Origin of the sequence: Pengzhenrongella frigida, assembly GCF_004168625.1 — a bacterium.
Lineage (GTDB): Bacteria > Actinomycetota > Actinomycetes > Actinomycetales > Cellulomonadaceae > Pengzhenrongella > Pengzhenrongella frigida.
In genome coordinates this window covers 1-26,262 of sequence record NZ_SDWW01000016.1, presented here as the reverse complement: position 1 = coordinate 26,262, position 26,262 = coordinate 1, and the positions used below count along the sequence as shown (strand labels likewise).

The 26,262-nt window shown below is 72.5% G+C and carries 21 protein-coding genes; 8 read left to right on the top strand and 13 right to left on the bottom strand.

Features of this window, described 5'->3' with window-relative positions:
• Positions 1–66 precede the first annotated feature (66 nt).
• The 4 genes from EUA98_RS08295 to kaiC are packed head-to-tail and all read right to left on the bottom strand — an operon-like array spanning position 67 to position 5,412.
• Positions 67–2,967 carry a PAS domain S-box protein gene (locus EUA98_RS08295; RefSeq protein WP_130102209.1) on the bottom strand — a complete coding sequence of 967 codons (2,901 nt, stop codon included), beginning with the start codon at positions 2,965–2,967 and terminating at the stop codon, positions 67–69.
• Positions 2,964–3,284, bottom strand: coding sequence for a circadian clock KaiB family protein (locus EUA98_RS08290; RefSeq protein ID WP_130102208.1), 321 nt, complete (start codon positions 3,282–3,284; stop codon positions 2,964–2,966). The genes EUA98_RS08295 and EUA98_RS08290 overlap by 4 nt, the downstream gene beginning before the upstream one ends.
• The gene (locus EUA98_RS08285; protein WP_130102207.1) at positions 3,281–3,643 is read right to left on the bottom strand and encodes a circadian clock KaiB family protein; all 363 of its coding nucleotides are present in this window, start codon (positions 3,641–3,643) and stop codon (positions 3,281–3,283) included. The genes EUA98_RS08290 and EUA98_RS08285 overlap by 4 nt, the downstream gene beginning before the upstream one ends.
• Before the next feature lie 2 nt (positions 3,644–3,645).
• Entirely contained in the window at positions 3,646–5,412 is a 1,767-nt protein-coding gene (gene kaiC, locus EUA98_RS08280) for a circadian clock protein KaiC (RefSeq protein WP_130102206.1), read from the bottom strand.
• A gap of 162 nt (positions 5,413–5,574) precedes the next feature.
• Here kaiC and EUA98_RS08275 point away from each other — a divergent pair, with 162 nt between their 5' ends.
• Positions 5,575–6,981, top strand: coding sequence for a bifunctional diguanylate cyclase/phosphodiesterase (locus tag EUA98_RS08275; RefSeq protein WP_130102205.1), 1,407 nt, complete (start codon positions 5,575–5,577; stop codon positions 6,979–6,981).
• Between the two features lie 32 nt (positions 6,982–7,013).
• On the opposite strand, the gene EUA98_RS08270 is transcribed toward EUA98_RS08275, so the two are convergent.
• Complete coding sequence (locus EUA98_RS08270) at positions 7,014–8,123, bottom strand: GGDEF domain-containing protein (protein ID WP_130102204.1); 1,110 nt, start codon at positions 8,121–8,123, stop codon at positions 7,014–7,016.
• Positions 8,124–8,362: 239 nt separating this feature from the next.
• Here EUA98_RS08270 and EUA98_RS08265 point away from each other — a divergent pair, with 239 nt between their 5' ends.
• The 4 genes from EUA98_RS08265 to EUA98_RS08250 all read left to right on the top strand — a co-directional run bounded on the left by EUA98_RS08265 (position 8,363) and on the right by EUA98_RS08250 (position 13,424).
• Positions 8,363–10,195: a putative bifunctional diguanylate cyclase/phosphodiesterase gene (locus tag EUA98_RS08265; RefSeq protein WP_165372759.1), complete on the top strand. Its 1,833-nt coding sequence runs from the start codon at positions 8,363–8,365 to the stop codon at positions 10,193–10,195.
• A gap of 21 nt (positions 10,196–10,216) precedes the next feature.
• Positions 10,217–11,380 carry a cation:proton antiporter gene (locus EUA98_RS08260; protein ID WP_130102202.1) on the top strand — a complete coding sequence of 388 codons (1,164 nt, stop codon included), beginning with the start codon at positions 10,217–10,219 and terminating at the stop codon, positions 11,378–11,380.
• Between the two features lie 106 nt (positions 11,381–11,486).
• Positions 11,487–12,527, top strand: coding sequence for an energy-coupling factor ABC transporter permease (locus tag EUA98_RS08255; protein WP_130102201.1), 1,041 nt, complete (start codon positions 11,487–11,489; stop codon positions 12,525–12,527).
• A 57-nt stretch (positions 12,528–12,584) separates the two neighbouring features.
• A complete protein-coding gene (locus EUA98_RS08250) occupies positions 12,585–13,424 on the top strand; it encodes an MIP/aquaporin family protein (protein WP_130102200.1) in 840 nt (279 codons plus the stop codon).
• Here EUA98_RS08250 and EUA98_RS08245 read toward each other — a convergent pair.
• Positions 13,393–13,848 carry a DoxX family protein gene (locus EUA98_RS08245; RefSeq protein WP_242511352.1) on the bottom strand — a complete coding sequence of 152 codons (456 nt, stop codon included), beginning with the start codon at positions 13,846–13,848 and terminating at the stop codon, positions 13,393–13,395. The genes EUA98_RS08250 and EUA98_RS08245 overlap by 32 nt on opposite strands.
• A 75-nt stretch (positions 13,849–13,923) precedes the next feature.
• Positions 13,924–14,727, bottom strand: a complete 804-nt coding sequence (gene arsM, locus EUA98_RS08240) for an arsenite methyltransferase (protein WP_130102199.1) — start codon at positions 14,725–14,727, stop codon at positions 13,924–13,926.
• A 98-nt stretch (positions 14,728–14,825) separates the two neighbouring features.
• On the opposite strand from arsM, the gene EUA98_RS08235 reads away from it, so the two are divergent.
• Positions 14,826–15,203: an ArsR/SmtB family transcription factor gene (locus EUA98_RS08235; RefSeq protein ID WP_130102265.1), complete on the top strand. Its 378-nt coding sequence runs from the start codon at positions 14,826–14,828 to the stop codon at positions 15,201–15,203.
• A 5-nt stretch (positions 15,204–15,208) separates the two neighbouring features.
• Complete coding sequence (locus EUA98_RS08230; RefSeq protein ID WP_434063487.1) at positions 15,209–15,694, top strand: GNAT family N-acetyltransferase; 486 nt, start codon at positions 15,209–15,211, stop codon at positions 15,692–15,694.
• Positions 15,695–15,724: 30 nt separating this feature from the next.
• Here EUA98_RS08230 and EUA98_RS08225 read toward each other — a convergent pair whose 3' ends face one another.
• The 6 genes from EUA98_RS08225 to EUA98_RS08200 form a co-directional block, all read right to left on the bottom strand.
• Complete coding sequence (locus EUA98_RS08225) at positions 15,725–16,927, bottom strand: LamG-like jellyroll fold domain-containing protein (RefSeq protein ID WP_130102198.1); 1,203 nt, start codon at positions 16,925–16,927, stop codon at positions 15,725–15,727.
• Positions 16,908–17,627 carry a signal peptidase I gene (locus EUA98_RS08220; RefSeq protein WP_130102197.1) on the bottom strand — a complete coding sequence of 240 codons (720 nt, stop codon included), beginning with the start codon at positions 17,625–17,627 and terminating at the stop codon, positions 16,908–16,910. The genes EUA98_RS08225 and EUA98_RS08220 overlap by 20 nt, the downstream gene beginning before the upstream one ends.
• Positions 17,628–17,661: 34 nt before the next feature.
• Positions 17,662–18,306 (bottom strand): TasA family protein, encoded by a 645-nt coding sequence (locus tag EUA98_RS08215; RefSeq protein ID WP_165372758.1) that lies wholly within the window; start codon positions 18,304–18,306, stop codon positions 17,662–17,664.
• Positions 18,307–18,326: 20 nt separating this feature from the next.
• Complete coding sequence (locus EUA98_RS08210) at positions 18,327–20,396, bottom strand: putative bifunctional diguanylate cyclase/phosphodiesterase (protein WP_242511350.1); 2,070 nt, start codon at positions 20,394–20,396, stop codon at positions 18,327–18,329.
• Positions 20,397–20,506: 110 nt separating this feature from the next.
• The gene (locus tag EUA98_RS08205) at positions 20,507–21,229 is read right to left on the bottom strand and encodes a M50 family metallopeptidase (RefSeq protein WP_242511349.1); all 723 of its coding nucleotides are present in this window, start codon (positions 21,227–21,229) and stop codon (positions 20,507–20,509) included.
• Between the two features lie 5 nt (positions 21,230–21,234).
• A complete protein-coding gene (locus EUA98_RS08200; protein ID WP_165372757.1) occupies positions 21,235–24,654 on the bottom strand; it encodes an EAL domain-containing protein in 3,420 nt (1,139 codons plus the stop codon).
• A gap of 313 nt (positions 24,655–24,967) precedes the next feature.
• Between EUA98_RS08200 and EUA98_RS08195 the strand changes: the two genes are divergently transcribed.
• On the top strand, positions 24,968–26,262 hold a 1,295-nt coding region (locus EUA98_RS08195; RefSeq protein ID WP_130102194.1), incomplete at its 3' end, for a DEAD/DEAH box helicase.

Genomic DNA, 26,262 nt, shown 5'->3' with positions numbered 1-26,262 from the left:
TTGACGTGCGACAGCGGCAACTCTAGCCAGTGCGGTCGGGTTCGTCGGGTGGTTCTCACGGCGACGTCAGGCGGGTCGCGGCAGCTTCGCGACGACGCGGTCGCCGCCCGCCTGCTTCGCCTCGTACATCGCCTCGTCGGCGCGCGCGATCATGTCGTCGACGCTCTCCCCAGGAACGGCCAGGGTCACCCCGATGCTCAGCGTGACGGTGACGGTCACGCCGTCGATCGCGATGGGATGGGCGACGGCCCGGCGGATGTTGTCGGCGATGTCCACGGCATTGGCGAGCTCGTGGACGCCGTCGAGCAGCACGAGGAGCTCGTCGCCGCCGATCCGTGCGGCGATGTCCCCGCTGCGCAGGCAGGAGGCGACGCGGATGGCGACCGTGTGCAGCACCTCGTCCCCGGCCGAGTGGCCGTAGTCGTCGTTGATCGCCTTGAACCCGTCGATGTCGCCGAAGAGCACCGCCGCCTCCTCGCCGGTGCGGCGCGGATGACTGGTCATGACCGCCACGCGCTCGAGCACCTCGCGGCGGTTCATCAGGCCCGTCAGCTCGTCGGACCGGGCCCGCGCCTCCAGGTCCTCCTCGGCGGCGACCTCGGGATCGATGATCCGGAAGGAGGCGACGACCCCGTCCTGGACGCCGTCCCGGTCGTAGAACGGCTTGGCGTGGACCTGGATCCAGTGGCTGCGGCCGTCCTTGGCGTGGATCCGCAGGCGGAACAGGTCGGACCCCCCGGCGGCGAGGGCGTCCCGGTGCTCGTCGACAGCTCCCAGGTCGTCCGGGTGGATGAACTCGGCGATCGGATGATCGAGCCAGTCCTGCGCAGTCCAGCCGAGCGAGCCGGTCAACGAGGGAGACACCCAGGCGATCGTCCCGGCCCGCAGATGCACCACGACGTCGGACAGGTTCTCCGTCAGGAGCCGATGGATCTCCTCCGAGGCCGCGAGCGCGGCGCGCGCGGCGTACTGGTCGGTGACATCGCGCCAGGTGTAGGACAGGCCGTCATCGAGCTTCGCGGTCTGGACGTCGTAGCGCCGCACCTCGCCGCCCTTGAGCTCGTTCTCGTACGCGAAGCCGTCGATCTTCAGTGGCTCACCGGTGGCGACGACCGCCCGATACACCTCAAAGATCTCCGAGTCGATGTGCCCCGGCATCAGGTCGAGAAGCCGACGCCCCAGGAGCTGCGCGCGGGGCAGTCCGTTGTACTCGCAGGCCGCCCGGTTGGCCTCGGTGTAGACGAAGTCGGCGATCTGGCCGGTCTCGTCGCGGACCGCGGTCAGCACCACGTGCGGGTCGAACTCGGTGTCCAAGGTGGCCTGCAGCCGAGCCTGGGTCCTCACCAGCTCGTCGATGTCCTGCAGGCCGGCCACGATCCGGATGAGGCGCCCGTCGGCGTCGACCACCGTACGAGCGCGCGCCGCCACCCACCGGTACGTGCCCTCCTTCGTGCGCATCCGCAGGGCGTGGGTCCGGGCGAACGCGTCGGTGGCGCCATAGATCTCGTCGCTCAGCGGCTCGATCCGATCCTTGTCGTCCGGATGGAGCAGGTTGGACATCGCCGTGCCGACGAGCTCGTCGGGCGCCCAGCCCAGCAGCGCCGTGATCGACGGCGACATCCACGTGACGAGGCGGTCGGGTCCGGCCTCGTACATCGCCTCCGCCGCTCCCGCGACCAGGGATCGATAGTGCCGCTCGGACTCCTCGAGCGCGCGCTCCTGCCGGACCAGCTCCTCGACGTCCCGCACGACGGCCACGAAGCCCTCGGGGTTGCCCGGGTCCCCGACCGGGGTCACGCGTGCGGAGATCCATCGATACGTCCCGTCCCTGCGGCGCAGCCGAGTGCGCGGTGGGAACCACCCGGTCGACGGCCCCGGGGCGACAGCCTGCGCCAGGTCGTCCGGGTGCACGAACTCGGCTGCCGGGAGCCCGAGGATCTCCTGGGGGTCCCAACCGAGAATGCGGGTGACGGCGGGCGACACGTAGTCGATCCGACCCTCGGGCGACGTTCGCACCAGGATGTCGGCCGAGCTGTCAGCGATCGCCCGGAGCTCTGCCTCGCGGCGGACGAGCTCGCGCTCGGCCCGCACCGCGTCGGTCACGTCCATGACCTGGGCGATGAAGTACCGCACCGACCCGTCGTCGTTGCGCACGCACGATTCCGTGAGGTCTCCCCAGACCACCGAGCCGTCCGGCCGCAGGTAGCGCTTGCGCGTGCGGAACGACGGGACCCGCCCGGCCGTGAGCTCACCCATCAGGCTCCGGCCCTCGTCGAGGTCGTCCGGGTGGGTCACCTCGGTCCAGGTCGTCGCCCTCATCCGCTCGGCGTCGCGGCCGAGGATCTGGCACAGCGCGGGATTGACCAGGAGGAACCGCCCCCCGGGAGAGACCAGGGCCATCCCGATCGTGGCGCTGTCCATCGTGATCCGGAACCGCTCCTCGGCCTCCACCCGGGCGGTCAGGTCGCTGACGACCAGACAGCGGACGACGACGCCGTCGAGGTCCAGGCCGGTGACGGAGGCGAGCACCGGGATGGTCGAGCCGTCCGGCCGGACGAGATCCACCTCGGCGTGGCGCGTCGTCGCGGGGGCGGTCCTCGTCAGCCTCGCCAGGACGTCGCCCTGCGTCGGGCGCACGAAGGTGGTGAGGTCGCGCCCGAGGAGCGCACTTCGCTCGCGGCGCACCAGCTCGGCGAATCGGTTGTTCGCGTAGAGGATGATCCCGCGCTCCGAGATCGTGGCGGCGCCGTCGCCCATCTCCTCGACGAACACGCGGTAGGGGCGGTCGGCGCTGGTCAGCGTGTAGAGGCTGTCGCCGTCGGGCCCCGGGACCATCACCGCGTCGACGCCGCCGGTGCGGATGGCGTCGAGCGCGGCGGTCAGGTCGCCGATCTCGCGCAGCAGCGCGCTCTCCCGGTCCGTGAGCGACGTCGCGCCGCTCGAGCGCGCTCGCGGGACGTGGTTCATGATCCCTCCTGATCGGTGCGGACCGGCGGCTCGGGCCGCAGATCGAGCGCCAGCCGGACCCGGCCCGTGTCCGAGAGGTCACCGACGAGCTTGCGCAGCGGCGGCGGCAGCCGTTTGACGAGCGTCGGGACCGCAAGGATGTCGTCCCGCACGACGAGCGCCGGCTCGTCGCGCACGTCCACGACCTCCAGCTCGACCTGCCCGGCGAGGTCCTCGTCCGCCAGCCGGCGCACGGCTTCCAGGGCGGCTGCCGAGCGCGGCGACGCTCCGCTCACATACAGCGTGAGATACCAGCGGACCGGGACGTCGGCGGTCATGATGCGTCGCGCCCGTCCTTCCTGTCGCGCCCGTCGGGACGCAGCTGAAGCCCCACGAGGACCTGCTCGGTGTCCGACAGGTCGCCGATGATCTTGCGGATCGGCTGCGGCAGCCGGCGGACCAGGGTGGGGACCGCGATGATCTCGTCGCCGCGCGCGAGCCTCGGGTGCTCCAGCAGATCGATCAGCTCGATGGTGAACCGCCCGGGCAGGTACGTCTCGCACACCTGCCGCAGGTTCTCGATGGCACGCACCGACCGCGGGCTCTGGCCGGCGACGTACAGACGCAACTCGAAGACCTCCTCCGGGTCGCCGTTCTCGCCCGCCGCGCCCGACGGGTCCTTCTTTCGGGTGGTCATCCTCAGACCTCTTCCTCCGGTCCCGGAGTCGGGTGCTCCGGTGCGGTGTCCCCGCTGGCGGTGCTGTCCCCTCGCGCCGCGCCCAGCACGCTCCGGGCGCTGCGGCGGGCCTCGTCCCGGTGCGTCTCCTGAGCGGCGAGCCGGTCGACCTCGGCCCCCTCGGCGGCGAGCTTCGCCTGCAGGACGGCGATCTGGGCCGCCACCTCCGCCGCCCGCTGCGCCAGGGCGGCACGGCGCTGGTCGAGGTCCTCGCGGCGGGTGACGGCCCCGATGTGCTCCTCGGCGAGCAGCGCCGCGCGGGCCGACCCGGTCGCGACGCCCCGGGGCCCGACGACGACCTCGAGCAGCTCGGCGCCGTGGTCCGTCAGGACGAACTCGCGCACCTGGTTGGAGTGCGCCGTGCCCCGGCTCTTGATCACGAACAGCAGCCGGTTGCGCTCGCCGTCCGTCTCCACGTTGCGCAGGAGCAGCCAGGTGTCGATCAGCGACGACACCGACAGGGCGCTCGCCGCGGAGTCCGACTCGTGCGTGAGCGTGGTGAGCACCCCCGTGATCCCGCGCGCCTTGACCAGATCCAGCTCGCGGGTCACCGCCGAGGTCACCTCGCTCGGGGAGCCGACGTGGCCGAGGCTGGCGATCCCGTCGAGCGCGACGACCTGCGGGGCCTGCTCCTCCAACATGCGTTCCAGGCGGCCGAGGTGCGACTCCAGCCCGAACGCGGTGGCCCGCTCGGACCACATCCGCAGCACCCCGGCATCGACCCATCGACCCAGGTCGATGCCGACCGAGCGCATGTCGCGGACGAGCTGATCGGGGGACTCCTCGAACGAGACGAACAGCGCCTGCTCCCCGCGCGCGCATGCCGCGTCGACGACCTGCGCGGCAAGGGTCGTCTTGCCGGTCCCGGCACTGCCGCTGACCATCACGATCGACCCGCGGTACACGCCGCCGCCGAGCAGGTGGTCGAGCTGGGCCAGGCCGGTCGAGACCCGTTCGGTCGGGGCGCCGTACCGGAGCCCCGCGGCCGTGATCGGCAGCACCGTGACGCCGCGGTCCGTGATCAGGAAGGGGTACTCGTTGGTGCCGTGTGCCGATCCGCGGTACTTCGCCACCTGCAGGCGCCGGGTCGAGACGTCGTCGAGCACGCGGTGGTCGAGGACGATCACGCAGTCGGAGACGTACTCCTCGATTCCGAACCGGGTCAGCTGTCCGGCCCGTCCCCGCTCCCCCGTGACGACCGCCGTCAGCCCCCGGCTCTTCAACCAGCGGAACAGCCGAGCGAGCTCGCCGCGCACGATCCCCTCGTTGCCCAGCGCGCCGAACAGCACCTCGATCGTGTCCAGCACGACCCGCTTCGCGCCGACCTCTTCCACGGCGCCGGCCAGCCGGATGAACAGTCCGTCGAGGTTGAACGCGCCCGTCGCGACGACCTCCGCCGGGTCGACGTGGATCGCGTCGATCACGAGCATCCCGTCACGCTCCAGCTGGGTCAGGTCGAACCCGAGCGAGGCCACGTTCTCGATGAGGTCGTCGGCCGACTCCTCGAACGTGAGCAGCACCCCGGGCTCGCCGTAGTCGCGCGCACCGCGCACCAGGAACTCGACGGCGAACATCGTCTTTCCCGAGCCTGACGCCCCGGTCACCAGGGTCGGGCGGCCCCGGGGCAGCCCGCCGTCGGTGACCTGGTCGAACCCGCGGATGCCCGACGGCGCCTTCGCCAGTCGCGCCTCCGTCCGCGGTGGGTGGCGCTCTCCGGCTGACACGGTCATGGCACCTCCCTCGGCGAGCCACTCCTCCTTGCCGTACAGCACCAACGTGCTCGTTGGGGTCTGCGCGGGTCAAGGGTCATTAGCCCCGCCGGTTGACACGGTTCGGCCACCTCCTAGGCTGGTTCGCAAGCCCAGGTCTTCGACCAGACGGGACGAGAGCCGATGGCGACCTACCTCAACCGGCTAGCGCTGGGAGCTCGCAGCGTCCCGCCGCGCCGTCTCACCGGGCGGATCCGAGTCGGTCGACCCGCCTCCGACGCCGATCTCTCACTCGACCGTCTCACTGGTCTGGGCGACCACTGGGCGTTCCAGGAGGCGCTGCGGCAGGAGGTCGCGCTCGCCCGCCGCTTCCGCGAGCCGTTCGTCCTCGTGCTTCTCGACGTCGACGACTTCACGTTCGTCAACGACAACCTCGGCCGGGGCGAGGGCGACAAGGTCCTGGTCGCCCTCGCGGGGGCCTTGCGGGCCGGCCGCTCGGTCGACCGTGCCTTCCGCCTCGGGGGCGACGACTTCGCCCTGATCATGACGCACACCGGGTTGGAGAACGCCCTGCGGCCGGTCGAGCGGTTCCGCCGGGCCGCGCTGTCGCGGATGGCCGGGATCACGCTCAGCCTCGGGCTCGCCGAGTTCGACCCCACCCACGTCGACATCGACCCCAGCATCGACGCCGCGGCGATGCGTGCACGGGCCGCACGGGCCCTGGCCGAGGCCAAGCGACGCGGACGCAACCAGGTCGCGACCTACACCGAGATGGCGGAGTCTGCCCCGTGGCACACCTCCGCGGCGACGATCGCCGCCGTGCGCCGGCTGCTCGTCGGGCGGCACATGGGGGCCGCGTTCCAGCCGATCTGGAACCTCACCACCCACCGGATCCTCGGTTTCGAGGCGCTCGCGCGGCCCTCGGCCGAGTACGGGCTCGCGGGTCCGCGCGACGCGTTCGAGGGAGCGGCCCGGCTCGGCAGCGTCGGCGAGCTCGATGCCCTGTGCCGGGAGTCGGCGCTCGCTCAGGTCCGTGACCTGCCCGACGACCTCCTGCTCTTCCTCAACATCGCCCCCGAGGTCTTCGACCACGACGGTGAGACCAGCCGACAGATCCTGCGGGAGGTCCAGGCCGCCGGCCGACGGCCCGACCAGGTCGTCATCGAGCTGCCCGAGAACGTCCACGAGCGGATCGCCCTGGTCGACGGACCCGTCCAGGACCTGCGAGACCGCGGCTTCCAGCTGGCCCTCGACGGCTTCGGCTCCGGCGACGGCGCGCTCGGGCTGCTGACTCGGGTCCGCCCCGAGTACGTCAAGATCGACCGTGACGTCGTGAGCAGCGCGCGCACGGGCGGCTCGGGGCGGGCCGTGCTCGCGGCGATCGTCGCCTACGCGGCCGAGAGCGGCGCCGTCGTGATCGCCGAGGGGATCGAGACGAAGGAGATCCTCCAGCACCTCGTCAGTGCGGCGAAGTCGGTCAGCGGTGCGGCCCGGTTCGTCGGCGGTCAGGGCTTCCTGCTCGGCCGGCCCGATCCGGAGCCGCTGTGGCGCCGATCGGCGATGACCTGGCCGCTCCCCGGCCGGAACTGACCGGCTGCCCCCGGCCTACCGGCGGGTGATCGTCAGGACTGACCCCCGGTACGTCGCCGCTGCCGCTCCTTGAGTAGGGCGGCGTCCGCGCGGGCGACGAGCTGGTCGACCGGCTCCCCGGGCTGCAGCTCTGCGAGCCCGATCGTCACCGAGCCGGGCTCGTCGGCGTTCGCCAGCGTCGTGTTGACGATCGAGAGCCGCGCCGCGGCGGCGAGGAGGTCCATTCCCGACAGGACGCAGATGAACTCGTCCCCGCCGTAACGGATGACCAGGTCGTACGGGCGCAGCGAGGCGCGCAGCGTCTCGGCGACCTCGCGCAGCATCCGGTCACCGGCCGGGTGGCCGCGCGAGTCGTTGAGCGCCTTCAGGTGGTCGACGTCGATGAACGCGAGCGCGAGCGGTTGGTTCGTCCGCCGGGCCCGCACGTGCTCGTGCTCGAGCTCGATCATCCCCACGCCGCGGAGCAGGGCTCCGGTCAGGCCGTCGACCGAGGCGAACTCGCGCTCCCGGGCGGACGCACCGCGATCAGCCATGGCCGCGTCGCGGTCTCGTTCGGCGTTGCTGCGCTCACCGGCAGACGCACCGCGATCCGCCAGGGCTGCGTCGCGGTCCAGCTCCGCTGCCGTGCGCTCGGTCCAGCCCGAGCTGCGATCGTGCAGCGCCCGCGTGCGGGCCGCGGTGGTGTCCTGGATCTGGTCCAGGTCGGGGACCGAACCCGGAGAGAGGCCGGCGGTCTCCGACGCCTCGACCGCCCGCAACCTAAGCCGCTCGCGCTGGTCGGCGTCACGGTCGCGCTCTGCGGCGTCCTGGTCGCGCAGGTCGGCGCCGTCGTCGCGATGGTCGGCCGCCTCGTCGCGATGGTCGGCCGCGTAGTCCCGGTGCTCGGCTTCCTGATCTCGTTGCCGGGCGGCCAGGTCCCGCTGCTCCGCCGCCAGGTCTCGCTCGTCAGCCGAGGTCGACGGCGCGGTGAAGCCCCGCGACGTGCCGACCCCGCCGATGGCCGTCGCGATCCCCAGGGCGAGCAGGAAGGTGACCAGGCGCGCCGGAAAGGAGTCGAGCAGGCTCCCCATCACGGCACCTGCCAGGAGCACCGCCACGATGGCCAGAAACCGCGCGCGATGGGCGGAAATCCACGGAATCATCGAGGTCCCCTTCTTGCTATCGACCCTAGCGAGGCGATCGGCGCGCGCAACCCCCGCCTGACAGGGGGCCTGACAGGGGGATGGGCAGCGCGGGGGATCGACAAAGCGGGGGAACGGAGCGCGGGGGATCGACGGAGCGGGCGTGCAGGCCGCCGGGGCGCTCGATACCGTGGAGGCGTCGCACCGTCGCTCTGCCCGCCCGAACCACCGCGGGACCTGGTCGGCGCCGGGGAGGGATCGTGGTCCACAAGGACAGCCTGTCGCTGGTGCTCAGCGAGTTTGCCCGGACGCTGCTCACCGACTTCCCGGTCCAGGAGATCCTGCAGCACCTCGTGGAGCGGATCGTGGAGGTCCTGCCGGTCACCGGAGCAGGCGTCACGCTGGTCGGCCCCGGGCTCACGCAGCGCTACATCGCCGCCTCGAACCAGGCGGCGCCCGAGGTCGAGCAGCTCCAGTCGGACCTGGGCGAGGGACCGTGCCTGACGGTGTTCCGTACGGGAGAACCCGTGGCGGTCCCGTTCGTCGCCGCCGACGACCGGTACCCGGCCTTCGGCCCGGCGGCGATCACCGCCGGGGTGCGGGCCGTGTTCGCCTTCCCGCTCCGCCACGACGGCGGCAGCCTGGGCGCGCTCGCGCTGTATCGGGACGCCGAGGGCCCGCTCACCTCGGACACCGGTGACGCGGCGGAGGCGGCGGAGGCGGCGCAGACGCTTGCCGACGTGGCGGCCGCCTACCTGCTGAACGCGCAGGCACGCGAGCGCGCGCAGCACGCGGCGGACTGGTACCGCGACCGGGCCCTGCACGACGCGCTCACCGGGCTGCCCAACCGGGTGCTCCTCCAAGAACGGATCGACCAGGCGGCCCGCCGCGCTCGGCGTTCGCAGAGCCTGGCGGCGGTGCTGTTCATCGACCTGGACAACTTCAAGCGGGTCAACGACGCCTACGGGCACCATGTCGGGGACGAGTTGCTGGTCGCCGTCGCGAACCGGCTGTCCTTGCTGGTGCGGACCGGGGACACCCTCGCGCGCGTGTCCGGCGACGAGTTCGTGTTCCTGTGCGAGGACCTCGCGGACCCGGCCGACGTCGACGTCCTCGTGCAGCGGATCGACGCGGCATTCGAGCTCCCGTTCGCGGTGAGCTCCGGTGAGCTGGTGGCGTCCGCCGGCATCGGGATCGCGTTCTCGGGACCGGGCCGGACCGTGTCGGACCACCTGGTGCTCGACGCGGACATGGCGAAGTACCAGGCCAAGCGGCAGGGCGGTGGCGCCCACCAGACGATCGACCTGCGGGCGGCCGAGGAGGACCACCAGCGCAACGCGCTCGAGCAGGAGCTGCGCGCGGCGGGGTCCCGCGGGCAGCTGAGCCTGGTGTACCAACCGATCGTGCGCATGGTGGACGGCTCCGTCGTGGGCGCCGAGGCGTTGCTGCGCTGGACGCACCCCGACCAGGGAGCGGTGCCGGCCGCGACGGCGATCGCCGTCGCGGAACGGAGCGGGCAGATCACCCAGGTCGGGGAGTGGGTGCTCGCCCGGGCGTGCCGGGACTGGGTCGCCTGGCACCGCCGGCACCCGGGCCGGCGGCTGGACCTGTCGGTGAACGTCTCGGCCCGGCAGCTGATGGCGCCGCAGCTCCCCGCCGCCGTCGCGCGCGTGCTCGCCACGGCCGGCATGGATCCCGCCGCCCTGGTGCTCGAGGTCACCGAGGGGGTGATCCTCGAGGACAACGGGCGCGGCATGCGTGTGCTGCACGACCTCAAGACCCTCGGGGTCAGGCTCGCCCTGGACGACTTCGGCACGGGGTACTGCTCGCTGAGCTATCTCCAGCGGTTTCCGGTCGACATCGTGAAGATCGACCAGACGTTCGTCGTCGGGATGGGGCAGGACGCGGTCACGTCGACGATCGTCTCGGCCGTGACGCGGCTGGCCCACGAGCTCGGCATGACGGTCACGGCCGAGGGCGTCGAGACCGAGGCGCAGTGCCACGAGATGCGCGAGGTCGGGTGCGACCTCGCGCAGGGCTACCTGTTCGCGCACCCCATGTCCGCCCGCGACCTGGTGGTCCGGTTGGCCTGACGCACGGCGAGAGGCGCGCCCATGACCTTCGGAACCTTGGCTGTGGTTGCGCTGATCGGCGTCCTCGGTCCCGCGCTCGCGTGGCCGCAGCGCTGGCACGTGCCGGTCGTGGTCGGCGAGCTGTTCGCCGGCATCCTGGTGGGCCCGATGGTGCTCGACTGGTTGGACGCGGGCGACGTCACCCTCACCTTCCTGGCGGACATCGGGTTCGCCCTGGTCATGTTCGTGGCCGGTTCCCATGTGCCCGTGCACGACCCGCAGCTGCGGGCCGGGCTCCGGATCGGGACGGTCCGTGCGGTGGCGGTCGGGGTCATCGCCGCCGTGCTCGGGGTCGTGATCGCGAACATCTTCGACACCGGACACGCGGCCCTGTACGCGGTCCTCATGGCGTCGTCCTCGGCTGCGCTCATCCTGCCGATCGTGAGCTCCCTGCGGCTCGGTGGGGTCCCCGTGCTCCAGATGCTCCCCCAGGTCGCGCTCGCCGACACGGCGTGCATCGTGGTGCTCCCGCTCGTGATCGACCCGGAGCACGCCCTGCGCGCCGCCCTCGGCACGGTCGCCGTGCTCGGCGCGACGGGTGCCCTCTTCCTGCTCCTGCGCTGGCTCGAGCGCACCGGGATCCGCAAGCATGCGCACCAGGTCTCCGACGAGCGCAAGTTCGCCCTCGAGCTCCGGATGAACCTGGCGGTGCTGTTCGGTCTGGCGGCGCTCGCGGTCTGGGCCGAGGTGTCGATCATGCTCGCCGGGTTCGCCTTCGGGGTGGCGGTGGCGCTCGTCGGCGAGCCCCGGCGGCTCGCCCGGCAGCTCTTCGCCGTGACCGAGGGGTTCCTGGGGCCGCTGTTCTTCGTCTGGCTCGGGGCCACGCTCGACCTCGGCGAGCTGGTGCGCAACCCGGCGTTCGCGGCACTGGGGCTCGCCCTCGGGATCGGGGCGGTCCTCGCACACGTCGCGATGCGCCTGCTCGCCCAGCCGCTGTCGATGGGAGCGATGGCCTCGGCCCAGCTCGGCGTGCCGATCGCGGCAGCGACGGTGGGTGCCGACCTGCACGTGCTCGCACCCGGCGAGCCGGCCGCGCTGATCCTCGGTGCGCTCGTGACGATCGCGGTCACCGCGGTGGCCGGCTCCCTGGCGGCCCGCGGGGGACTGGTCGCCGAAGCCGGTCGCGCGCACCGCGAGGGCTCGTGACGCGCCGCCGTCGAGGTCCAGGCCGGCGCGCCGTCCGCGCGGGCGAGGTCGGGGGCGCCGTCCTACCCTGAGATCCAGGGGGACCGAGCACGAGGGAGCCTGAGCCATGCACACCCCGGAGCACTTCGTCAGTCAGCCCACCTCGGTCGCGACCGCTGCCCTCGCCGCCGGGGCCCTCCTGGTCGCCGTGCGGCGGGCGCGCGGCGAGCTGCTCTCCCCGAACCCGGACGGGCAGCGCGTCGACGTGCGCACGCGGGTCGCGATGACCGCGTCGGTGACCGCGCTGATCTTCGCGACCCAGATGCTGAACTTCCCGGTGGCGGCCGGGACGTCCGGGCACCTGCTCGGGGGTGCGCTCGCGGCCGTGCTGCTCGGGCCGTGGCTCGGCCTGCTCTCGATCACCCTCGTGCTCACCGTCCAAGCCGTGGTGTTCGCCGACGGCGGCCTGCAGTCGCTCGGGGTGAACGTCGCGCTGATCGGGGTCGTCGGCGTCGGGGCGGCGTGGCTGGTCCTGCGCGCGCTGCTGCGGCGCCATGACGGCCAGGGCAACCGCGGTCAGCGCGACGACGGTCGAAACGCGGTGGCACGTGCAGCCGCCGTCGGCGGGCTCGTCTCGGTCGTCGCGGCCGCGGCCGGGCTCGTCGCGCTGTACGCCGTCGGCGGCATGGCCCAGGTCCCGCTCGGGTCGCTCGCCGGCCAGATGGTGGGCTGGCACCTGCTGATCGGGTTGGGCGAGGCGCTGCTCACGGGACTCCTCGTGGCTGCGGTGATGGCCGTCAACCCGAACCTGGTGTTCGCCGCCCGGTGGACCGGTTCCCCCACGCCGGCCCGCGCGTCGGCCCGGGTCGGCGTCGTCGCCGTGGCGACCACCGCCGGGATCGTGGCGGTCGCGCTGGCGCGGTTCGCCTCGCCGAGCCCGGACGGGCTGGCGTTCGTCTCGCAGCACCTCGGCCTGGAGGTCGCTGCCGGTGCCGAGGTGATGTCGGGTGCCTGGCTGGCCGGCTACGGCGCCGCGAGCGGGATCGACGTCGGGCTGGCCGGGCTGGTGGGCGTGGTGCTGGTGGCCGCCGCCGGCGGCGGGCTCGCCGCCCTGATCGCGCGCACCTCATCCGCGTCAGGGGAGGGTGCCGCGGTCTCGCCGTCCTAGCGTCGAGGAGGGCGACCGTCCGGGTGCGGCCGACGAGACGAGACTGGGGGCGAGGTCATGGCGGAGACGACCGATACGCGGGGGGCTCATCGGGGGCCTTCGGGCCGACACCTCCTCGAGTCCGAGGTCGACCAGCTGGTCCAGACGATCCAGGACTTCGCCGACCCCAGCCAGGAGTGGCGCCGGCTGTTCTCCGAGCTGCTCGGCACGTTCTTCCTGGTCCTCGTCGCAGCGGGTGGCGGCATGATGGGTCAGGCCTTCCCGGACACGATCAGCCGCAGCGCCGCGGTGGTGGCGCCGGGCCTCATGGTCCTGGCCATCATCTTGTTCATGGGCAGGGTGTCCGGGGCCCATCTCAACCCGGCGGTCAGCGTCGCCTTCGCGCTGCGTGGCGACTTCCCGTGGCGGCGCGTACCCGCGTACGTCGTCGTCCAGCTGGCGGGCGCCGCCCTGGCCGCCTGGTTCCTGCAGGCCGTGATCGGGGTCTCGGCCACGTTCGGCTCGAACTACCCGGCGGCCGGCTACTCGGCGTGGGCGGCCTTCTGGATGGAGGTCGTGCTCACCCTCGGCCTGGTGAGCGTGATCCTGGGGACCGCGTCGGGCGCCCAGAACCTGGGGATCGTCGGCGCGTTCGGGGTGGGCGCCTACATCGCGCTCGCCGGGCTGTGGGGCAGCCCGATCTCGGGCACGTCGATGAACCCGGCCCGCACGTTCGGGCCCGACCTCCTCGGCCGAGACTTCAGCGAGTACTGGGTGTACGTCGCCGGTCCGCTCGTCGGTGCCGCGCTCGCGGTGGGGTTCGCGTTCGTGCTCCGCGGCGCGGGCGGCGGCCGCGCGGGTTCGGGCGCCGCCCAGGGCGCGCTGTTCACGGCGCCGCAGCGTCCCGAGAAGGCCTGACGCTCCGCCGGGAGACGGCCAGGGCCCAGCCGATCAGCGGGACCTGCACGGGCAGGCGCGCCCACGTGATCGCGGTGCGCGTCCGGTCGGCGCCGGCCCGGGAGTCGAGGGCCATCTGGACGTTGCCGGGGAACACCGCGACGAACAGCGCGGCGCTCGCGAGCGCTCCGATGCGTCGGGTGCGCGGGACCGCGACCGCCGCTGCGCAGGCGAGCTCCGCGACCCCGCTGACCAGCACCCAGACCCGCGGGTTGCCCAGCGCGCGCGGGATCAGCGGCTCGTACAGGCGCGGTCGGGCGATGTGGGTGGCACCAGCGAGCCCCAGCAGCGCGGCGAGGCCGAGAGCGCGGGGACGGCCGGCGAGCGCCGCGGGGGTGCGACCGGACCGGGCTGAGAGGCGAGGCGTGCTGGCGTCGTCGGGCATGGGGCCCACCGTAGGCAGTCCGGCACCGCACGGGTGAGACCCGGCGCGGGGCGCGCCGGGTCTGACTCCGCGTGGTCAGGAGAGCGGTTTGGTCGCGCGGATGATTGCGCCGTGCAGGCCCGAGTGGCGTCCGTCCGCCGAGGTCACCGGATGGGTGAAGGTGACCGACGCGTCCGCGAAGCCGGCCGCCGCGAGGCCCTCGAGGTACTCCGTGCGACCGAGGGCGCCGGCGATGCACTCCACGTACCCGCCCGCCTCGGCGCGCTCGGCCGGGGTGAGCCGGTCCTCGGCGACCACGTCGGAGATCCCGAGCCGTCCGCCCGCCACGAGTACCCGGAAGGCCTCCGCGAGGACAGCCGGCTTGTCGACGGACAGGTTCACCACGCAGTTCGAGATGACGACGTCGACGACCCCGGCCGGGAGCGGGACCGCCTCGATCCGGCCCGCGAGGAACTCGACGTTCGTCGCGCCGGCCTCGACAGCGTTGGCCCGGGCGAGTTCGAGCATCTCGGGGGTGAAGTCGACCCCGTAGACGAACCCGGTCGGGCCCACGCGTCGCGCGGAGAGCAGGACGTCGATCCCGCCGCCCGACCCCAGGTCGAGCACGCGCTCGCCCGGGCGCAGGTCTGCGACCGCCGTCGGGTTGCCGCAGCCGAGGCTCGCCAGGAGGGCGGAGTCGGGGAGGGTGGCGGTGTCGGCCGGGGAGTAGAGCGCACGGCCGAAGGTGACCGCTGTCGGCTCGGCGGGTGCGCAGCAGCTCGTCGTGCCCTCGACCGGCCCGCCACAGCACGCGGTCGCGGCGCCGGCCACCGGCGTCAGCACCGCGCGGGCGGCGGAGGCGTAGTGGGCACGGACGGCGTCGGACAGGTTCTCGGACATGGCGGCTCCTCGCAGACATTGATCGATCTCGATGTCTTGATCCTGGATCAGACATCGACAGGTGTCAATATGTTGGGCATACTCGTGCTGTGACCACCGTGCCGACCGCCCCCACCCTGCTCCCGGTGCTCGACGCCGCCTCGTGCTGCGAGCCGATCGCGCGCGCACCGCTCGCTGCGGACCAGGCTGACCAGCTGGCCCGCCTGCTCAAGGCGATCGCCGATCCGGCGCGGCTGCGTCTGCTCTCGCTGGTGGCGACCCAGGACGACGGCGAGGTCTGCACGTGCGACGCGACGGACGTGCTCGGCCTCGCTCAGCCGACGGTCTCGCACCACTTCAAGGTGCTGGTCGACGCCGGCCTCCTCACCCGCGAGAAGCGTGGCGTCTGGGCGTACTACGCCCTGGTCCCTGGCGCGCTCGACGCGCTCGCGGGGCTCCTGACGACCACGACCGCGACCACGACCGGGCCCCGGTGAGCGCCGTGCGGATCCGACCCATGGTCGACGACGACGCCGCGGCCGTCCTGGCCGTCTACGCGGAGGGCATCGCGGCCGGCACCGCGACCTTCGAGACCGCCGCGCCGACCTGGCAGGCCTGGGACGGGGGGCACCTGGATTCCCATCGCCTGGTTGCCCTCGCCGACGACGGCGGCGTCGTGGGCTGGGTCGCGGCCTCACCCGTGAGCGGGCGGTGCGTGTACGCGGGGGTCGTCGAGCTCAGCGTCTACGTGGCGGCCGCCGGCCGGGGCCGGGGGGTCGGTGGTGCGCTGCTGGCGGCGATGATCGACAGCTCCGAGGCGGCCGGGGTCTGGACCCTCGAAGCCGGGGTGTTCACCGACAACGCGGCGAGCCTGGCGCTGCTCGGGAGGCACGGGTTCCGCCGGGTCGGGGTGCGTGAGCGCCTCGGGCAGCGCGGCGGGGTGTGGCAGGACCTGGTGCTGCTCGAGCGGCGCAGCGCGCTCGTCTGACCGGCTGCGGCGTCGAATGGCGCCGGAGAGCTACCAGCGGTCGGCTGCGACCAGCTGGGTGAGCCAGGTCGAGTCGGCCGCGCTGGTCAGCAGCGTCACCTCGTCGATCACGGCGATCGCGCTGGTCAAGCCGGTGCGGGCGCCGAGAGTGAGCGAGAGGTTGCCGGGGTACGGGGCCGTGCTCGCTCGTGCCGACGCGGTGCCGTCGATGCTGAGCCGGGCGCCGGTGTCGTTGACCGTGACGGCCACGAGGTGGCTGCCGTTGGCGGGCAGGACCGCAGTCACCGGCTCGCCGCTGGGCGGCGTGAGCATCACGGTGGACGACCCTGCCCCCGGGGTGAGGCTGACGACGAACCCGCTGTCGGCGCTCATCAGGGAGACGAGCTCGCCGGTGGCCGACTCGCTCGCCGAGACCCACAGCAGGAGCGTGAACGTCGATCCGAGCGCCAGGTCGTTCGACCGCAGGCCGCTCGAGGTGCCGCCGGGCAGGCTGAGCGACGCGGCCGGCGGACCCGTGGGCGGCGCGTTCGTCGACGCCGCGGTGAACTGGGCGGGGTCGCACACGAGCAGGCCGCCGGGGGTGACCGCGGGTGCTGGGACGGCCTCGGGTGCCGGGGCGGGTGCCGGCTCCGCGGCAGGGACCGGCTCCGCGGCAGGGACCGGCTCGGTGGTGGCGGCCGGTACCGCTGCGGAGACCAGGACCGCCGCGGCGACCGGCTCCGTCATGCTCGTTGGTGCGGCAGCGGCGGGGGCTGCGGTCCGGTCCGTCGACCTCTGACGTGAGCGGGAGCGGCGCGGAGCGACGGTCTCCTGCGGGGCGGCCTCGTCCGTCGGCGCGACCACCACGGCGTCCGGCAGTGCTGCCGCCGGCTCCTGCGGCGCCGGCGCTGACGCCTCCGGACCTGCCATCGCCTCCAGCGGGGCGATCACCGGCTCCGCCGCCGACACCGCCACGACTGCCGGGGTCGGGGTGAAGTCCTGCGGAAGGCCGTCGGTGAAGCTCAGGCGCAGCACGGGGTCGGCGGCGGTGATCATCGTGGAGGTGTACTGCGCCGCGTCGGCGACGCACGCCGCCCGGGTCGTCATCGCCGAGGTGAGCACGGACGAGTCGCTCAGCGTCGCCTCGGTCGTGTCGAGCCCGGTCGTGAACCCGGCCAGGACGAGCGCCCCGACCGCCACCAGGGCGAGGCGGGGTGCCGCGTGCCGGAGGGGCTCAGATGAAGAGGATGTCATCGACGACCGCCCTTGTCGGGGCCGCGACGGGCGTGGCGGACCGGGCCCGTCGCATCTGGATGACTGCGGTGAGCTCCATGGCGGCGAGGATCGCGAGCGGCGGCGTGAGCAGGGCGAAGCGGCCGTCCGGAGAGTTGGCCCAGTCGAGGATCGCGCCCCAGTGCGGGTGGACCTCGAGGACCACGCCGCGCACCCGGGTGAGCGGGGTCGCGTCCGCGTCGGCCGTCGCGTTGGCGTCGCCCTTGGTGAGGATGTACGGCCGCACGAGCGGTTCGCCGGTCGCGGCGTCGAGCCGGGGGACCATCTTGCCGGTGGCCTCGTCCTGCACCATCAGCGGGAGCATCGTCAGCTTGGTGATGCGGTGGGTCACGAGCGTTTCGGAGCCCGACGGCCAGAACGAGGCGACCTGCCCGACGCGCAGCTGCGACGGGTCGGTGATCTGTCGCATGACGACCGCATCACCGGCGTCGAAGTAGGGCGACATCGAGCCCGACGTGACGATCAGCAGCCGCTGGTGGTTGAGCTGGAACCACAGCGGGACGACCAGCGAGCCGCTGTACGCGATGAGGCAGAGCCCGACGACGGACCACAGGAGACCGAATCCGATCCGGCCTCGCACGGACGTCGGCCGCCGCCGACCGGACCGCGCCACTGGCGGCGCGGCGCGACGGTCCGGCTGGTCGGTCAAGGGGGTGTGCATGGCGCGGTGGTTGCCCTACGTCGTGGTGTCGGAACTAGTTGTTGGCCGTCTGCTCTGCGACGACCTGGACCGACACCGTGCTCGTCGAGGACTGGTACTCGTTCCCGACCGAGATCGGCAGGGTGATCTGGAAGCAGAGCAGCTCGCCGGCTCCGGCGAGGATGGGGCGATCGCCCGCATGTGCGCCGGTGGCGGGATCCCCGATCAGCGTCGCGCCGTCGGCGCTGATCGCACCGAGCGGTCGGATCTGGGCCGCGGGCACAGCGGAGGCGGCGTCGCACGTGCCCCCCGTGGGGAGCACAAAGGTGGCGATCTGCAGCACTGCCGAGAGGGGGTACCCGGCGTTCGAGTCGGTCCACGCCTTGGTGACCGCGTACCGGTACCCCAGCGAGCCGGGGTTGTTCACGGTGATCGAGCGGAACTCCGTGTCTCCGGGGGCCATGTTGCCGATCTTGAGGAAGTCCGCGGCCGGCGTGAGCGTCACGTTGACCGAGCCGGTGGTGAACCCGCCGCCAACCGCCGACTCGTTGTCGGTGAACAGTGCCGACGTCGTCAGCGAGGTCAGCCCGATCACCGCCAGTCCGACGGTCGCTGCGCTCATCACCAGGCGTCGGCGCCTGGCGCGGTCGTGGCCCGTCGGCCCAGCAGGCTGGATCATCTCCTGAAGCAGATCATCCATCGGCGCACTTCCTTCAGGGCTCATGGGGTCCTGATCGGCAGGTCGGCCGGGGGACTTGAGGGATTCGGCCGATCGGATATCGCATGGCGTGGGTCGAGCTCCTCGGGGCTCTGCCGCTGGGTCGGGACCAGGGCCGCGCGGGCGGCGGCGATCTCGGCGGGTGGCACGGCCTTGGAGTACAGGAAACCCTGGGCCTGGTCGACGTCGAGCGCGGCGAGCCGGCTCGCGGTGCGCGCGTCCTCGACGCCCTCCGCGATCACGACCAGGCCGAACGAGTGCGCGAGGTCGACCATCGCCTTGACCACGATCTCGGAGCCGCACACGTCCGGGTTGGACTCGAGGTCGGAGATGAAGAGGCGGTCGATCTTCAGCTGGGTCACCGGCAGGTCGCGCAGCTGGGAGATCGAGGTGGTGCCGGTGCCGAAGTCGTCGATCGACACCCGGATCCCCATGCCGTCGAGCCTGGTGAGGACCGGCAGGATGCGCGACGGGTCGGCCACGAGGGCCGTCTCGGTGATCTCGACCTCGAGCAGGTCCGGCGACACCTGGTGCTTGTCGAGGAGCTCGACGATCGTGTCCACGACCGTGAACGAGGTGAGGTTGTGCGCCGAGAGGTTGACCGCCACCGCCAGCGAGTAGCCGTCCGCCTGCCAGGCCGCGATCTGCTCGATCGCCTTCTCGAGCGCGAACCTCGTCAGGTCGTTGATCAGCCCGGTCTGCTCGGCGAGCGGCACGAAGAGGCCCGGCGGGAGCATGCCCCGCGTCGGGTGCTCCCACCGCATGAGCGCCTCGACGCCGATGGTCGCCCCGGTGCGCAGATCGATCTTCGGCTGGTAGTGCAGCACCAGCTCGTCGGGCTGGGTCAGGGCGCGGTGCAGGTCACCGAGCAGCACGAGCCGGGCCGGTGAGGAGTCGTCCTCGTGCGGGGAGTACACCGCGACGCCCAACCGGTGCACCTTGGCGGTGTACATCGCGACGTCGGCCTTGCGCATGAGGGACGAGCCGTCCGTGGCGTGCTCGGGGATGCAGGCCACGCCGATCGAGGTCTCGACGTGCAGCTCCATCTCGCCGAGCTGGAACGGCTCGGTGAACACGGTGCGGACCCGCTCGGCAAGCCCTTCGGCATCCTTGGCCGAGCGGATCGCCGGAACCAGGACGGCGAACTCGTCCCCGCCGAGGCGGGCGACGAGGTCGTCGTCGCGCAGGGCGGCCTGCAGGCGAAGGGCGACCTGCGCGAGCAGCTCGTCGCCCATGTCGTGGCCGAGGGAGTCGTTGATGTCCTTGAACCGGTCGATGTCGAGCATGACCAGTCCGACGCCGGTGCCGACCTCGGCTGCCGTCTCGACGGCCCTGGCGAGCCGGTCCAGGAGCATCCGCCGGTTCGGCAGGCCGGTGAGCGAGTCGAGCAGGGCGAGCCGCGCGTTGTCCAGCGCCGTGGACTGCAGTCGCGACGAGAACTTCCGCACGGTGCGATACAGCAGGAGCCAGACCAGCAGCAGCCCGACGGCGACGACGCCGGTGATGGTGCGGTTGCCCTTGGTGAGCGTGGCCGCTGTGCCGCTGTAGTCGAGGACGACCTCGGCAGCGCCGACCACCACGGTCCCGTAGTCGATCGGGACGTAGACGTCGAGGACCTCACGCTCGGTCCCCGTGCTGCTGAGCAGGTTCAGGTCGCCCTGCACGTCGGTGACTACGCGCGCGTTCGGCGTGTTGGAGCGGACGGCCATGTCCAGCCGTTGCCCGTCCGGGAACCCGGACGGGTCGGCGGCGGCCGAGTCGAAGAGCATCTCGCCGTCGGCCGCCCACAGGCGCAGGGCGACGAGCCGGGTCGAGAACCCGTCGACCGAGGCGACGACCGCTGCGCGCTGCTCCGGGCTGAGCGTGCCCAGGGTGTGGGCGTCGAGGGGCACGGGCGCCTGCGCGTAGGCCTGCACGGTCTGTGCCGTCTCGATGCCCTCTTCGATCGCGCGGTCGCGGCTGAGCTGGGACGTCGTGGCCACGAGCGCGACCCCGAGAGTGAGCATGGAGACGACGCTGACGACCGAGAAGTACCTGGTCAGCGGCGTTCGTTTGCGTGCGGTGGGGGTCACGGCGGATCGCATCTCGAGTGTCTCCGGCAAGGGCGCGCACCCGAGGGTGTACGCAAGACAATACGGGAATAGTGCTGGTCAGAACGGGCGAAACGGAAACGTCCCAAATGTCACCTCACGTGATCGGCCAGGAGCAGGGAACCGCCGAGCACGGCGGCGCCGACCGTTCCAGCGCCGAACACGAGCACCCAGCCGAGCGCCGGGAGGTGCGTCAGCCGGGCGAGGACGTCGGCGTCGGACCCCGGTCCACGGTGGGCGAGCAGCTCGAGGACCGGCCGGGTGGCTCCGAGCAGCAGGAACCAGGTGATCGTGTACGCGGTCGCCGACTGCCAGACCTCAGGTGCCCACCACGTGACCGCCACCAGCGCGGACCCGGTGACGAGCACGGACCAGAGTCCGAACCAGTTGCGGATCTGGATCAGCACGCCGACGAGCATCAGCAGCAGCACCCACAGGACGGCGACCGCATGCCCGCGGGACGTGAGCCAAGCGGCGCCGAGCCCGAGGACGCCGGGACCGAGGTACCCGGCGGCGGCCGTGGCGACCATCCCCGGTCCACGTGGCCGCCCGACCGAGACGGTCAGCCCAGACGTGTCCGAGTGCAGCCGGATCCCGGCGAGCCGCCGACCGGTGAGCACGGCGACGGTGGCGTGCGACCCCTCGTGCACGAGCGTGATCGCGTGCCGCACGAACGGCCAGACCCTCGGGGTGAGCACGAGGAGCGCGGCGAGGCCGGCCGTGGCGAGGATCACGGTGGGCGAGGGGGCAGGCTGCGTGGACGTGATCCGGTCCCAGACCTCACGTGCGAACGCAGCGATCTGGAGTCCACCCACGGCGCCTACGGTACGGGCTGCGGCTCGCCGCTCCGGGTGCTCTCCGATCCCAGGTCTCGGCCCAGCAGGCGGGGGGCGTGCGTACCCACGACCGCCGGCATGAACAGGAAGCCCTGACCGGTGACGCACCCGATCCCCTTGAGGAAGGCCAGCTGCTCGGCAGTCTCGATGCCCTCGGCCACGACGGCCAGCCCGAGGGCGTTGCCCATGGCGACGATCGCGCTGACCAGGTTGGCGGTCCGCTCACCGGGTTCGAGGGCGCGGATGAACGAGCGGTCGATCTTGAACGCGTCGACCGGGAACCGGTGCAGCATCTCCAGGGAGGAGTAGCCCGTCCCGAAGTCGTCGATGTGCAGGTGCAGGCCGGCGTCGTGCAGGTTGCCCATCAGGGTGAGGGCCAGCTCGGGTTGCCGCATGATCACGCCCTCGGTGATCTCCAGGGTGAGGCGGTCCGCGGTGATGCCGTGGCGCGTCAGGCTCCGGAGGACGTGGGACAGCAGATCCTTGTGCCAGAACTCGCGGTCCGAGACGTTGACGGCGACGTTGGCGACCGCGGGGCCCCAGGCCGCCAGCTGACGGCAGACCTCGTCGACGATCAGGTGCCCGAGCCGGACGATCAGCCCGACCTCCGCCATCAGCGGCAAGAACTCGTCCGGCGGGACCAGCCCGCGCTCGGGGTGCCGCCAGCGCACCAGGGCCTCGAACCGGTCCGTCCGACCCGTGCCCAGGTCGACGATCGGCTGGTAGTGGACTTCGAACTCCTCGGCGTCGAGGGCATGGCGCAGCTCGGTGTGCAGGAGCAGCTGCCGGACCGCCTTGGCGTGCATCTCGGCGTCGAAGAACGCCACGGAGCCCCGTTCGACCGCCTTCGCGTGATACATCGCGGTGTCGGCGTCGCGCAGGACGTCCTCGGCGCACGTGTAGTCGATCGCGCTGGTCGCCACCCCCAGGCTCGCCCGGACCGAGACCTGGTGACCGTCGAGGTCGATCACCTCGACGAGCGCCGCCTGCACCCGCTGCGCGATCACCAGGACGTCGCCGGGTGCGACGTCGTGCAGCAGGACGGCGAACTCGTCGCCGCCGAACCGCGCCCCGGTGTCGACGTCACGCAGCGACCGCTCGATGCGCGCGCCGATCGTGCGCAGGACCCGGTCGCCCATCTGGTGGCCGAGCGAGTCGTTGATGACCTTGAAACCGTCGAGGTCCAGGAAGAGCACGGCGAACGGCGTGTTCGAGCGGTGCGCCCGGGTGAGGGCGTGCGTCAGTCGATCGAGGAAGAGCCGACGGTTCGGCAGCCCTGTGAGCACGTCGTACATCGCGAACTCCCGCAGGCGGTCCTCGAGGCAGCGCCGCTCGTGGATGTCCGCGAGGGCGCCGACCACCCGTTCGACCGGGCCGTGCGCGGACTTCACCCCCAGGGCGCGCGACTGCACCCACCGGTAGTCGCCGTCGGCGGTCCGGACCCGGTACTCGGTGTCGGTCGCCTCCTGCCGGCCGGTCGCGACCGAGTGCATCCCGCGTTGCATCTGCGCCAGGTCGTCCGGGTGGACGACGTCGGTCCACCGGGCCAGGAGGCCGCCGGCCGGGCCGGGTGCAAGGCCGAGCAGGGCGGCGCACCGGTCCGACAGGTACATCGAGCCGGTACGCGCGTCCCACTCCCACAGCCCGTCGTTGGTCGCCCGCGCCACGAGCGCGTACCGCTCCTCGCTCGCGCGGACCGAGTCCTGGAGCCCCTCCTCCTCGAACGCCGCACAGAGCAGCGTGGCCCAGTGGTGGTACGTCTCCCGGGCGGAGTAGGTGTCGATGTCGCCGACGACGGCGAGCAGCCCCCAGTCGCGCTCCTTGGTGCGCACCGGCACGACGATGGCGACGCGGCGCTCGGCCGGCTGGCCGGCGTCGATCAACGGTTCCGGCGGGAACTGCTGCGCGGTCGTGGCGAGGCCGACGAGGTCAGGCAGCAGGCCGGCCGGGTCGTACGTGCCTGCGATCCGCAGCCGACCGGCCGACGGGTCGCCGACCCACATCGCCAGGACCCCTGCGCGCACATGCGTTCCGGCGAGCCAGCCCAGGGCCCGCGGGTCGGAGTGACCGGCGTCGTGCAGGCCGGCGTCGACGGCGTACTGCTCCTCGAGCGCGCTCTCGCTGCACTCTGCCTGCCACAGGAACGCGCCCGCCTGCAGCTGCCACAGGGCGGTGGTCAGCCGGTCGGTCCCGGCGCCGGCACCACGGCTCGCGTGCTGGAGATGCTCGGTCACCGCGCCCGTGATCCGACGCAGCACGTCGGGACGACGGGACAGGCTGCGCAGCGACGCCTCCAGGGACCGGATCTCGACCGTCGTCGCGGAGTCGCCCAGCTGCCGCAGGTGCTCCGCCTGGAGCACCATGGCGAGGGTCGCGGCCCGGCGGGGTGCGTCGAGAGAGGGGTTCCCGGTGAGGACCGCCCCGCCGAGCACCTCGAGGAGCTCGGCTCGGCGCCGATCGCCGGACGCGTCGGGCGACCGGTCGTCTGCGGAATCGGGGTGCGTGTTGTCGGCGGCTGCGCCGTTCGGTTCGGCCGGGTGCGCGCCCGACTCGGCCGTGCAGCCGCACGAGCCCCGCATCGCGACGACGCCCGCCTGCGAGGTGTGCGCGCCGACCGGCACCGCCTCGCCGCGCATCTGGGCGAGCAGCAGCCGGGTCGCCAGTGCGCCGACCTCGTCGAACCGCTGGTTGACGCTCGACAGGGTGGGGGAGCTGAAGGCGGCGGCATCGATGTTGTCGAACGAGACCACGGCGATGTCCTCGGGTACGCGCAGACCCGCGAAGGTCAGCTCGCGCATGAGGCCGATCGCGTTCCGGTCGCAGGCGACCATCAGGGCTGTGGGGCGTTCCGCCGCCGCGATCACGTCGCGTGCGGCCTGCTCACCGCCGCCTTCGGCGTTGTCCGGAGCCTCGAACAGCCGCCCCGGCTCGAGGTGGTAGGCCGCGAGCGTCCGGTCGAAGGAGTCATGCCGGTCGACGATGTCGGAGTTGCCGAGGAACCCGACGAACCCGATCCGGGTGTGTCCGTGGCTGATCAGGTGCTCCACGCCCGCGGCGGTCCCCCCGCGGTTGTCCGGGAGGGCCGCCGGGGCGTGGAAGTCCGCCAGCCGGGTGCTCGCGAGCACGACCGGGATGCCGGCGTCCCGCACGCGTTGCAGGTAGGCGCCGCGAACGGCCGTGGTGATCGACACGACGCCGTCCACCTGGGACCACGCGACCGGGATCGAGAACTCGTTGAGCTCGCCGACGTCGTCGTTGCGCGCTCCGGGATCGAGCGTCTGGACCAGGACCAGCCGCGCGCCTGCGGCAGCGGCTTCCCGGGTGATGCCGGCGAGGACGCCGCCGTAGTAGTACCCGCCCGTGCTCGGGGTCAGGACGAGGATCGTCGTCGTCCGGTGAATCATGGTCCGCCTTCCGCGGGCACACGGCACCGCGCCGCCCCCTTGCTCCGCTGCCGTCCATATCGACGAGGCGCGCGCGAAGATGAGCGCCCCCAGCGGGTGAAAGAGCGCCGCTGACGTGCGGGTTTCGCTGGTCGCTTCCCGGTGCCGCCCGGCGCTCGAGGGTGGGGCGAACCGGGCGAAAACGAGGCTCATCGGTCGGCCAGGTACACTTGCGCACCGTGGGCCGCTTTTCTGCGAGCCCCGACGTCGTGGAGCACCTGCGAGTTCACGCGGCGAGCCCCGACTCATCCAACGCCGGAAAGGCGACCTTTACATGCCTACGTTCTCTGATCTCGGTGTGCCCGAGACCCTGGTCCGCTCCCTCACGGAGAGCGGGATCACCTCGCCGTTCCCCATCCAGGCAGCGACGCTGCCGGACACCCTGCAGGGCCGCGACGTCCTCGGCCGGGGGCGCACCGGCTCGGGCAAGACGCTCGCGTTCGCCCTGCCGATGGTCGCGCGGCTCGCCGCCTCGACCGGCCAGCGCCGCCCCGCCCGTCCGCGCGCACTCGTGCTGGCCCCGACCCGCGAGCTCGCGAACCAGATCGCCGAGGTGATCGAGCCGCTCGCCCGCACGCAGCGCCTGTCCGTCACAACCGTGTTCGGTGGGGTCTCCCAGGGTCGGCAGGTGAGCGCCCTCAACGGCGGCATCGACATCCTGGTGGCCTGCCCCGGCCGCCTCGAGGACCTCATCAAGCAGCGGCTCGTGTCCCTCGCGGGCGTCGAGGTCACCGTGCTCGACGAGGCCGACCACATGGCCGACCTCGGCTTCCTGCCCGGCGTCAAGCGCCTCATGGACCAGACCCCGAAGGTCGGCCAGCGCCTGCTCTTCTCGGCCACCCTGGACAACGGCGTCGACCAGATCGTCAAGCGGTACCTCACGAACCCGCTGCACCACTCGGTCGACACGGCCGACTCGCCGGTCGCGAAGATGACGCACCACGTCCTGGCGGTGCACGACGCCGAGTCCAAGCGGCTCGTCGTCAACGAGCTCGCGTCCGGCACCGGCCGCCGGCTGCTGTTCACGCGCACCAAGCACCAGGCGAAGAAGCTTGCGAAGCAGCTCACGGCCGCCGGCATCCCCGCGGTCGACCTGCACGGGAACCTGAGCCAGCCGGCGCGCGAGCGCAACCTCGCCGCGTTCGCGTCCGGCGAGGTCCGGGTGCTGTGCGCGACCGACATCGCCGCCCGCGGGATCCACGTGGACGACATCGAGCTCGTCGTGCACGTCGACCCGCCGGCCGAGCACAAGGCGTACCTGCACCGCTCGGGCCGCACGGCGCGTGCCGGCCACGAGGGCGTCGTCGTCACCGTCATGCTCCCCGAGCAGGCCGGCGACGTGAAGACGCTCACGCGCCAGGCCAAGATCAACGTCACCCCGGTGCGCGTGGGTCCCGGTTCGCCGGTCATCGCCGGGCTCGTCGGCGAGGTCGCCGACATCGTCATGCCGACCGCCCCGCCCGTCTCCGTGCCGCACCAGGGTTCGCGCGGCGGTGACGTGGCCGGTCAGGGCCGCGCGCGGCGCGGAGCCGGCGGCCGCGGCGCCCGGCGTGGTGGCGGCGCCAGCGG